Source organism: Nocardia sp. NPDC004278 (genome assembly GCF_053602975.1).
In genome coordinates, this window is sequence record NZ_JBSGEQ010000003.1 from 94,803 (window position 1) to 104,719 (window position 9,917).

Here is a 9,917-nt window from a genome sequence, read left to right on the forward strand (position 1 = left end):
GAGCTCTCAGAGATCATCTTTTGCGGAGCTAATTATGGCTCGAAAAAGGATGTCTGACCTGCGATTGGCTGAATCTTGCCTGCTCAAGACCATGATGGACGGTTGTCCAGATCACATTGAAAAGCAGTATGTAGTCTGCGTCACTATCCGGCCGAAATCCGTAACCGGATTTGCGTAAGCCTCGATGTGCCATGTGTCAGCCAGTTCGACTGGATTTGTTTTCGACGAAGAGGAAATTTCATGATCCCCGTTATCATCGACACCGGTTCTGCTGCCCTGAACGGCCTGCTTTCCACCGGTAGCGCTGCTCTGCACGGTATTCTCAACACCCTGTGGACGGGTTCGTTCGGCGGCTGATAGCGCTGTTGCGGCCGATTGGTTTCGGCCGTATCCGTGCCGTTCGATTCGGCGCGAGACGAGTCGAGGCCCCGCACCTGATGGTGCGGGGCTTCGCCTTGCCGGATCCGGCGACGGCACTGACGGCGGCTGCCTACCAGGGGGTAGGGCGCTGCGATTTCGCGCCCACTAAGCTGGTCGGCGGTAAATGCCTACCCCTCTTCCTCCCAGGAGTAACCCACAGTGAGCCAAGCAGGCCGTCCTGTTGTTCTGATCGCCGACAAGCTCGCCCAGTCGACCGTCGACGCGCTTGGTGACGGTGTCGAGGTTCGCTGGGTCGATGGCCCCGACCGCCCGGCACTCCTCGCTGCGGTGCCCGAGGCGGACGCGCTGCTGGTCCGCTCCGCGACCACCGTCGACGCCGAGGTGCTCGAGGCCGGGAAGAACCTGAAGATCGTCGCCCGTGCCGGCGTCGGCCTCGACAATGTCGATGTGCCCGCGGCCACCGAGCGCGGCGTCATGGTCGTCAACGCGCCCACCTCGAACATCCACACCGCCGCCGAGCACGCCGTCACGCTGCTGCTGGCCGCGGCCCGCCAGATCCCGGCCGCCGACGCCACGCTGCGCGAGCGCACCTGGGCGCGTAGCAAGTTCAACGGTGTCGAGATCTTCGACAAGACCGTCGGTGTGGTCGGCCTCGGCCGTATCGGCCAGCTGTTCGCCGCGCGCCTGGCCGCGTTCGAGACCAAGGTGATCGCCTACGACCCCTACGTCTCCCCGGCCCGCGCCGCCCAGCTCGGCATCGAACTGCTCAGCCTGGACGAACTGCTCGAGCGCGCCGACCTGATCTCGGTGCACCTGCCGAAGACCCCCGAGACCAAGGGCATCATCGGCAAGGAAGCCATCGCCAAGACCAAGCCTGGCGTCATCATCGTCAATGCCGCGCGCGGTGGGCTGGTCGACGAGCAGGCGCTCGCCGACGCCATCAAGTCGGGTCACGTGCGCGCCGCGGGCCTGGACGTGTTCGACACCGAGCCGTGCACCGACAGCCCGCTGTTCGATCTTCCGCAGGTCGTCGTGACCCCGCACCTGGGTGCATCCACCGCCGAGGCGCAGGACCGCGCGGGCACCGATGTCGCCAAGTCCGTATTGCTGGCCCTGGCTGGTGAATTCGTGCCGGGCGCGGTGAATGTCACCGGTGGCACCGTCAGCGATGAGGTCGCACCGTGGCTGGAGATCGTACGCAAGCAGGGTCACCTGCTCGGCGCGGTGTCCAACGAGCTCCCGGTCAGTGTCGAGGTGCAGGTGCGCGGCGAACTGGCCGCGCAGGATGTCGCGGTGCTGGAGCTGTCGGCGCTGCGCGGCATCTTCTCCGCGCTGGTCGAGGACCAGGTCACCTTCGTCAACGCCCCCGCGCTGGCCAAGGACCGTGGCATCAGCGCCGAGGTCACCAAGATTTCGGAGAGTCCGAGCCATCGCAGCGTCGTCGACCTGCGCGCGGTCTTCGGCGACGGCCACACCCTGAATGTGGCCGGCACGTTGACCGAGCCGCAGCTGGTGCAGAAGATCGTCAACATCAACGGCCGCAACTACGATATGCGCGCCGAGGGCCTGAACCTGGCCGTGCTGAACTACGACGACCGGCCGGGCGCGCTGGGCAAGATCGGCACCAAGCTCGGTGAGGCCGAGATCGATATCCTCGCCGCACAGCTGAGCCAGGATGTCGACAAAGAAGGCGCGACCGTGGTTCTGCGGGTGGCCCGCGAAGTCCCCGCCGACGTCCAGGCCGCGATCGCGGAATCCGTCGGCGCCGCCAAGATCGTCCTGGTCGACCTGTTCTGACAATCCGGGCTCGAGCCCCGGCTCAGGAGCCAGCCGCGCGCCGTTACCTTTGGTGGCGGCGCGCGGTGCATGAATGGCACCGCGCTGGTCGCGCCCGCCCGCGGCTCGGCCCAGGGCACCAAGTACGGTGACCTTGCTGCTGTTCGCCCGGCGCGATGCCAGGGCGAACGCATGGATCGGCAGGCGTGCGGCGCGGTTCGAATACGGGCGGGCGAACCATATCCCGCGATCCTGCGACGACTGCGGTCGGCAAATTGAACGGAGCATTTTGTTATGAAGCTTGCTGTTATCGCCGGTGATGGGATCGGTCCCGAGGTCATCGCGGAGGCACTCAAGGTGCTCGATGTGGTGCAGCCGGGTGTCGAGAAGACCGAATACGACCTGGGTGCCCGTCGCTACCATGCGACCGGGGAGATCCTGCCGGATTCGGTGCTGCCCGAGCTGAAGCAGCATGACGCGATCCTGCTCGGCGCGATCGGCGATCCGTCGGTGCCCAGCGGTGTGCTCGAGCGCGGACTGCTGCTGCGCACCCGCTTCGCGCTGGACCACCACGTCAACCTGCGGCCGTCGAAGCTGTACCCGGGCGTGACCAGTCCGCTGGCCGGCAATCCGGATATCGACTTCGTTGTCGTGCGCGAGGGCACCGAGGGGCCCTACACCGGTACCGGCGGCGCCATCCGGGTGGAGACGCCGCATGAGGTCGCCACCGAGGTCAGCACCAATACCCGCTTCGGCATCGAGCGCGTGGTGCGCTACGCCTTCGCCAAGGCGCAGGCGCGCCGCAAGCACCTGACGCTGGTGCACAAGAACAATGTGCTGACCTTCGCCGGTTCGCTGTGGCAGCGCACGGTGAACGAGGTCGCGGTCGAATTCCCGGAGGTGCAGACCGCCTACCAGCACATCGACGCCGCCACCATCCATATGGTCAACGATCCGGGCCGCTTCGACGTGATCGTCACCGATAACCTCTTCGGCGACATCATCACCGACCTCGCGGCGGCGGTCAGCGGTGGTATCGGCCTGGCGGCCAGCGGCAATATCGACGCGTCCGGCGTCAACCCGAGCATGTTCGAGCCGGTGCACGGCAGTGCTCCCGATATCGCGGGTCAGTCCAAGGCCGATCCGACCGCCGCGATCCTGTCGGTTTCGCTGCTGCTCAACCACCTCGGCAATACCGAGGCGGCCGCCCGGATCGAGGCCGCGGTTGCCAAGGATCTCGCGTCGCGCAGTGGTGCGGCCTCGACCGTCGAGGTCGGGGATCGGATCGCCGCGGCGGTCTGATACTTCCCGCAAGGCCCGCGCTCGACGGTTTCGGGTGCGGGCTTTGCGTATTCGCGAACCGCGAGGGGGCCTGGCACACACTTGAATTCGGCTCCGCGAGCGCGAACCATCGATGAATGGCCTCCGCATCGACGTGTCGACGCGACCCGTCTCCGGCCACCGGGCGGTCCGATGAGTGAGCGTCGGGTGCTGCGTGGGCGGGGATTCGGACCTTATACCGAAGTTGATCTGCACGACCTACCGGACGGCGGTAGAGGGTTCGAACTCGAGGACGGATGGTTGATCGCGGTCGCCACCGGTGCCCGACACAACTTCGTGGTGCAGCGGCTCGGGCGGCTCATCGACGCCGCGGCGGTCGGGGCGGCTGTGCATATATGTATAGGCGGCGGTTGGGAAGTTGGCACCCCGAGTGGTGTGCGCAAGCCAGATATCGTGGTGATCCCGAGAGATACTGCGCGAGCGGCGATTGTCGCCGAAACCCCCAGGGTCATCCTGGGCAGGGAAGTGCTACTCGCCGTGGAGGTCGTCGCACCGGGTAACGGTAGCGAGCGCACCGATCGGGTCAGGAAGGTTCGCGAATACGCGGCCATTGATATTGCGCAATACTGGATCGTCGAACATCATCCGGAGGTCCGGATCCACCGAATGCTGCTCGCGGACGGCGTCTTTCGCGCTAGTCCAGTAGTGGTGGCGGGAACGGTGTGCACTGCGCAGATCCAGGCGGATCCACCGTTCCGGGTGAGTTTCGACCCGGCTGCCCTGATCGAGATCTGATCAATCGCACTCGGCCAGCGCGCCACCGACCGCCGCGGCGATACCGCGAATCGACTCATAGAGGCACCGGCGATGACATCGTGCATGCGCGCCACCGACCCGGCGATCGGCCCAATGACATCGAACACTTCACCGGCGAGATGCTGCCATTCGATGAGAGTGGCTGCCGCACTGACCGATTCGGCAATGGCCGATCCGCGCCCGGTCCGTTCGGCCAGTTGTACGGCGGTGGGCGGGAATTGCTCGGTCATGACGGTCTCGCGACGGTGTCGTCGGGCGCAGCGGCTGGTGACCCTGCCGTGTCGGTGGAACGAGGTGTTGGTGATGAATCCCTGCGGTGGTAGGGGATTCGTTGATCGGAACTAGACGGTGGGCGGAGCTGGCGGGATGGGCGGCTTCGGCATGTTGGGTGGTGTCGGCATGGTGGGTGGGGTGAGCGGACCCGGTGGGGTTGGGAATCCGGGTGGTGTTGGCGGGGTTGGGGGCATGGGAATGCCGGGCGGCGTTGGGAATCCGGGTGGCGCCGGGGGTGGCGGGAACGGTCCCATTGGGGGCATCGGGCCGCTGAAGCGCTGGAAGGCCGCTTGGCGTGAGGTGCCGAGGAGATCGCCGATTTCGGCCCAGGTGTGGCCTTCATCGCGGGCCTGCCGGGCCAGGGTGTGCAGGATGTCGTCGACGAGGCGGCTCAAGTTTCGGGTCGCGGTGAGCGCGGCCAGCACCGGCACGCTGGGCCGCCCCTCCTCTGGACGCAGCACGCCCACGACCAGTTCCGCATTGGCGGACAACAACTTTCCGAGCATTGCCCGCTCGTCCTGTGGGTCTATGTGTTGGCGTTCATCAGGCATATGTAAAGCCTGACTTGACGTCGGGGCCTTGTCAAGGCTGGATTTACATAGCCATGCGATCGGAGGGGCGGATCCGGTTGGTTCGATGCGCCGCGAATGCTGGGGAGCCTGCGTTGGGTTCCAGTGGGCGCGGAGATTGATGCGACGACGTCTGTCGGGTCACTGTCGGTTCTCGGTGCTGCACGATTCGGAAAGCGCGAGGCTCGTGTCGCATCGGCGGACCGTCGCATGTGATCGGTGCACCTGGATCGCGCCCGCCCCGGCAGACCGGGGCGGGCGCGAATTCGTAAGGGGCCGTTACTCGGATCGTCGATCGGCGGGAACCAGCGGCACGGCCGCCGTCGCCAGCACGGCAGCCAGTAGGTACGCGGCGGGAAAGCCGCTGGTGGTGATGAGTGCGCCGAAAGCCGGTGGGATGGCGGCTATTGCGAGGTTCTGGCCGGTGTTCTGGATGCCGAGTCCGCGCCCGCTCCAGTAGGGTCCGGCGATTTCGGCGACCGCGGTGAAGGCCAAGCCGTTATCGGACACAGTGATGACCGATGCGGCGATCAGCAGCGGGATCGCGGCCCACCAGGCATGGGTCCATGCGGCCGAAGCCAAGGCGGCCATGGTGATTACGGCGGCGATGGCGACGGTGCGCAGCGGTCCCAGTCGGCTGCCGACGCGATCCGACCACGCGCCCGCGCCGATTCGCCCTAGGGCGCCGAGGATTTGGGTGCAGGTAATCAGGGCGCCCGCCGCCGGCAGCGACCAGCCGACGTCACGATGCAACCACAACAATGCGAAAGTCCAGACGGTGCCTTGCGGAACGCATAGCAGCACTGACACCGCGTGTATGCGCCACAGTGTGGAATCGCCGCGATAGGGGTTGGCCCGGTCCACGGCCGCACCCGTGGGGCGTGGTGGATCGACGATACCGACCAAACAGCCCAGCGCGGCCGCGCCCGCCATGACGGCGGGCACCAGAATGGCCACCGAGACACCGTGTTCGGCCGCCACCGCCGGAATGGCCAGTGCGCCGACGCCGACACCCAAAGGCTGTGCGGTCTGCCGGATTCCCATGGCCAGCCCGCGTCGATGTGGCGGGAACCAGCCGACGATCACCCGCCCGCTGGCGCCATTGGTGCTCGCCGCGCCGACGCCGCCGAAGAACAGCAGCGCGCCGAGCGCGAGGTAATTCGACGCCGTTGCCGCCGCCGCGCCCGCGACGAACATCAGCAGAGGCCCGCCGACCAACACCTTGTGCTCGCCGATCCGGTCGACGACATAGCCCCACGCGATGAGCGTGCACACCAGCCCGACCGTCGGCATGGCCACCAGTAATCCGGCGGTCGCCAGCGGCATGCCGTCAGCGGTCAGCGCCGGCAGCAGAAATGGGACCCCGTGGATGAACACGGCACTGGATGCCTGCGCGAAGACGCCGAGTCCGAGCATGGACCACCGTCGGACCTCGCGCGGCTGCGCCACGGTAGTAGCCATCGACCTCACCTTGGAATCTCAAAATATGGGACTGAGTTCTCAGCTTATGAACATTGGGCCTTACCGTACACCCGGTGGGCAACCTGATTTCGGGGGGCGGGTTGTCGATCTCCTCACAATTTCGACGCCGAGCCGAGCCGCGGTGTCGACGCCTGCGGAGCGAGACGGTTCGCGGCCCGGCTGGCGTCTGCGCGAAGGCGCGGCCATGAACTCGGGATGTCCGAATCGCATGCGTCACAGCGCGAGTCCCGACGGCCCGGACCGCGCGACTCCGACCGCCGCGAACGCGCCGCGGTCATCGGCGCGACAATTGGACACAGCGCGTTCGAGCAGGTCGACGGGGGTCGATAGACTGCCGGGCATGCGTCTAGGTCGAATCGCCAGTCCCGATGGAGTCGCTTTCGTCAGTATCGAAGGGGAGGGGAGCGAGAGCGTCGCCAAAGAGATCGCGGAACATCCGTTCGGTACGCCGACGTTCACCGGGCGGAATTGGCCGCTGGCCGATGTGCGCCTGCTCGCTCCGATTCTGGCCAGCAAGGTGGTCTGCATCGGCAAGAACTACGCCGCGCACGCGGCCGAAATGGGTGGTGTCGCACCCGCCGACCCGGTGATCTTCATGAAACCGAGCACCTCGATCATCGGCCCGAACGCGCCGATCATCTTGCCGCCCAGCTCTTCCCAGGTCGACTACGAGGGTGAGCTGGCGATCGTCATCGGCCGTCCGTGCAAGGATGTGCCCGCCGCCCGTGCGCTCGATGTAGTGCTCGGCTACACCGTCGCCAACGATGTGACCGCCCGTGACCAGCAGAAGCACGACGGCCAATGGACCAGGGCCAAGGGCTACGACACCTTCTGCCCGCTCGGCCCGTGGATCGAAACCTCGCTGGACCCTTCGGATCTGGAGATCGTCACCGAAGTCGATGGCGAGGTCCGCCAGCGCAGCCGCACTTCGCTTCTGCTGCACGATATTCCGAAACTCATCGAGTGGGTGACCACGGTGATGACGTTGCTGCCCGGTGATGTGATCCTCACCGGAACCCCGGAGGGCGTCGGCCCGCTGCAGTCGGGGCAGAACGTGTCCGTGACCGTCGAGGGCATCGGAACCCTCACCAATCCTGTTGCCGCCAAGCGCTAGTCGAAAGAGAGCCATGACTGAAGTACGGGTCCGCTTCTGCCCGTCACCGACCGGGACGCCACATGTCGGCCTGATCCGGACGGCGCTGTTCAACTGGGCGTACGCCCGCCACACCGGCGGCAAGTTCGTCTTCCGCATCGAAGATACCGATGCCGCACGCGATTCCGAGGACTCCTACCGGGCGATCCTGGACGCACTGCGCTGGCTCGGCCTCACCTGGGATGAGGGTCCGGAGGTCGGCGGACCCTACGAGCCGTACCGGCAGTCGCTGCGGCGCGAGCTGCACATGGAGATCGTGCAGAAGTTGCTGGCGGCCGGTGAGGCCTACGAATCCTTCTCCACGCCCGAAGAAGTCGAGGAGCGCCACCGCGCCGCGGGTCGGGACCCGAAGCTCGGCTACGACAACTATGACCGCGATCTCACCCCGGAGGCGATCGAGGCCTATCGCGCTGCCGGACGTCCGGCGGTAATTCGGTTGCGGATGCCCGATGAGGACATCACTTGGCACGATCTGGTGCGCGGCGAAACCACCTTCAAAGCGGGTACGGTGCCCGACTTCGCACTCACCCGCGGTAATGGCGATCCGCTCTATACGCTGGTAAACCCGGTCGACGACGCATTGATGAAGATCACCCATGTTTTGCGCGGGGAAGACCTCCTTTCCTCAACTCCGCGGCAAATCGCGCTGTATGCGGCGATGCGGCGGATCGGTGTTGCAGAGTTCACTCCGGAGTTCGCTCATCTACCGTTCGTGATGGGGCAGGGCAACAAGAAGTTGTCCAAGCGCGATCCGGAGTCGAATCTGTTCGTCCATCGGGATCGGGGATTCATCCCGGAGGGTTTGCTGAATTACCTGGCGTTACTCGGCTGGGGCATCGCGGATGATCGCGATGTTTTCTCGATGGCGGAGATGGTGGCGGCCTTCGATATCTCGAAAGTAAATTCGAATCCGGCACGTTTCGATCAGAAGAAGGCAGACTCGCTCAACGCCGAACACATCCGATTGCTGGAGCCAGGGGATTTCACGCACCGCTTACGTGAGTTCCTGACCGAACACGGTCACATCGGCGCCGACATCGACGACAAGTTGTTCGCCGCGGCCGCCGAACTCGTGCAGACCCGGATCGTGGTGTTGTCCGATGCGTGGGATCTGCTGCGTTTCTTGTTCGCGCCCGGTGAAGAGTTCGCGATTGATCCGGCGGCAGGGGCGAAGAACCTCGGCCCCGATGCCACGCCGATATTGGACGCCGCCATCGCCGCGCTGGAGCCATTGCCGGCCTGGACCACCTCCGCTATCGAGGATGTGCTCAAAACCACGCTCATCGATGATCTGGGGCTCAAGCCGCGCAAGGCGTTCGCGCCAGTGCGAGTGGCGGTGACGGGTTCGCACGTCAGCCCGCCGCTGTACGAGTCCCTGGAGTTGCTCGGCCGCGAAACCAGCCTGGCTCGGCTGCGCTCGGCGCTGGCGTGGACCGCGCCCGCGTAAAACCCGGACTTGACCGAAAAACAGGGCGTTGACCAGCCGATTTGTAGTTAACCGTATGCGGTTTGGTACTCTTCTTCTCGGCTCGGAACAGGGCCTCGGGTCAGCCGGACACGAGGTCGAACGTCCTGGTCATTGGGGTATGGTGTAATTGGCAACACAGCTGATTCTGGTTCAGCCATTCTAGGTTCGAGTCCTGGTACCCCAGCGGAGAATGTTGTTCGTCTCTCGGTTCGCGGCCGAAAGTTGTTCAGCATCCGGCGATTTGGTCGCCGAGCTTCGGTCCGCTAAGCTAACCGAGCTTCCACTGATCGAAAGATCGAAATGGAAAGATCGCCCACAGAAATGTGGGAGGTCGAGTCCTGGCCCCGTCGTCTAGCGGCCTAGGACGCCGCCCTCTCAAGGCGGTAGCGCGGGTTCGAATCCCGTCGGGGCTACAACGAGTGCAAGGCCCATGCTCATGGAGAGCATGGGCCTTGCTCGTTTTCGCATTGTTTTGTGGGGGTGGAACCCCCACGCCCCTACCCGGAGGGCTTCGCCTCCGGACCCCCGAGTGGGGCCGGAGGGCTTCGCCCCCGGACCGGGATCGCGGACTCCTGGAGTCGGCTAGGTGGCTCCCGCGATGGGGTTGTCGGTCGTGTTGGTGCCGGTCTTGTGGGGGTTCGCAGAGGGTTCGCAGGGGACTGGACTCGTGGTTTCGGCTGGGTGGGTGCCGGGCTGGTGGTTCTTGGTCGCGGGGTGC

At 65.5% G+C, this 9,917-nt stretch carries 7 protein-coding genes and 2 tRNA genes; 7 read left to right on the plus strand and 2 right to left on the minus strand.

What is annotated here, in order from left to right:
* Nucleotides 1–579: 579 nt before the first annotated feature.
* The 3 genes from serA to ACWEO2_RS05400 all read left to right on the plus strand — a co-directional run bounded on the left by serA (nt 580) and on the right by ACWEO2_RS05400 (nt 4,233).
* Nucleotides 580–2,178 carry a phosphoglycerate dehydrogenase gene (gene serA / locus ACWEO2_RS05390; protein WP_452404244.1) on the plus strand — a complete coding sequence of 533 codons (1,599 nt, stop codon included), beginning with the start codon at nt 580–582 and terminating at the stop codon, nt 2,176–2,178.
* Between the two features lie 273 nt (nt 2,179–2,451).
* Nucleotides 2,452–3,459 (plus strand): 3-isopropylmalate dehydrogenase, encoded by a 1,008-nt coding sequence (locus tag ACWEO2_RS05395; protein WP_452404245.1) that lies wholly within the window; start codon nt 2,452–2,454, stop codon nt 3,457–3,459.
* Nucleotides 3,460–3,630: 171 nt separating this feature from the next.
* A complete protein-coding gene (locus ACWEO2_RS05400; protein ID WP_452404246.1) occupies nt 3,631–4,233 on the plus strand; it encodes a Uma2 family endonuclease in 603 nt (200 codons plus the stop codon).
* Between the two features lie 362 nt (nt 4,234–4,595).
* Here the strand turns inward: ACWEO2_RS05400 and ACWEO2_RS05405 are convergent, their stop codons facing one another.
* On the minus strand, nt 4,596–5,078 hold the full coding sequence (locus ACWEO2_RS05405; RefSeq protein WP_452404247.1) for a hypothetical protein: 483 nt from the start codon (nt 5,076–5,078) through the stop codon (nt 4,596–4,598).
* Nucleotides 5,079–5,375: 297 nt separating this feature from the next.
* Entirely contained in the window at nt 5,376–6,557 is a 1,182-nt protein-coding gene (locus ACWEO2_RS05410; protein ID WP_452404248.1) for an MFS transporter, read from the minus strand.
* A 361-nt stretch (nt 6,558–6,918) separates the two neighbouring features.
* On the opposite strand from ACWEO2_RS05410, the gene ACWEO2_RS05415 reads away from it, so the two are divergent.
* The 4 genes from ACWEO2_RS05415 to ACWEO2_RS05430 all read left to right on the plus strand — a co-directional run bounded on the left by ACWEO2_RS05415 (nt 6,919) and on the right by ACWEO2_RS05430 (nt 9,612).
* A complete protein-coding gene (locus ACWEO2_RS05415) occupies nt 6,919–7,692 on the plus strand; it encodes a fumarylacetoacetate hydrolase family protein (RefSeq protein ID WP_452404249.1) in 774 nt (257 codons plus the stop codon).
* A 13-nt stretch (nt 7,693–7,705) separates the two neighbouring features.
* Nucleotides 7,706–9,178 carry a glutamate--tRNA ligase gene (gene gltX / locus ACWEO2_RS05420; RefSeq protein WP_452404250.1) on the plus strand — a complete coding sequence of 491 codons (1,473 nt, stop codon included), beginning with the start codon at nt 7,706–7,708 and terminating at the stop codon, nt 9,176–9,178.
* Nucleotides 9,179–9,311: 133 nt separating this feature from the next.
* A tRNA-Gln gene (locus tag ACWEO2_RS05425) sits at nt 9,312–9,383 on the plus strand.
* Between the two features lie 156 nt (nt 9,384–9,539).
* Nucleotides 9,540–9,612: transfer RNA gene (locus ACWEO2_RS05430), tRNA-Glu, on the plus strand.
* The last annotated feature ends 305 nt before the right edge of the window (nt 9,613–9,917 follow it).

Excerpts from the sequence above, each read along its gene's own strand:
- ACWEO2_RS05395 (WP_452404245.1), top strand. The coding sequence starts at position 2,452 with ATGAAGCTTGCTGTTATCGCCGGTGATGGGATCGGTCCCGAGGTCATC.
- ACWEO2_RS05400 (WP_452404246.1), top strand. The coding sequence starts at position 3,631 with ATGAGTGAGCGTCGGGTGCTGCGTGGGCGGGGATTCGGACCTTATACC.
- ACWEO2_RS05405 (WP_452404247.1), bottom strand. The coding sequence starts at position 5,078 with ATGCCTGATGAACGCCAACACATAGACCCACAGGACGAGCGGGCAATG.
- ACWEO2_RS05410 (WP_452404248.1), bottom strand. The coding sequence starts at position 6,557 with ATGGCTACTACCGTGGCGCAGCCGCGCGAGGTCCGACGGTGGTCCATG.
- ACWEO2_RS05415 (WP_452404249.1), top strand. The coding sequence starts at position 6,919 with ATGCGTCTAGGTCGAATCGCCAGTCCCGATGGAGTCGCTTTCGTCAGT.
- gltX (WP_452404250.1), top strand. The coding sequence starts at position 7,706 with ATGACTGAAGTACGGGTCCGCTTCTGCCCGTCACCGACCGGGACGCCA.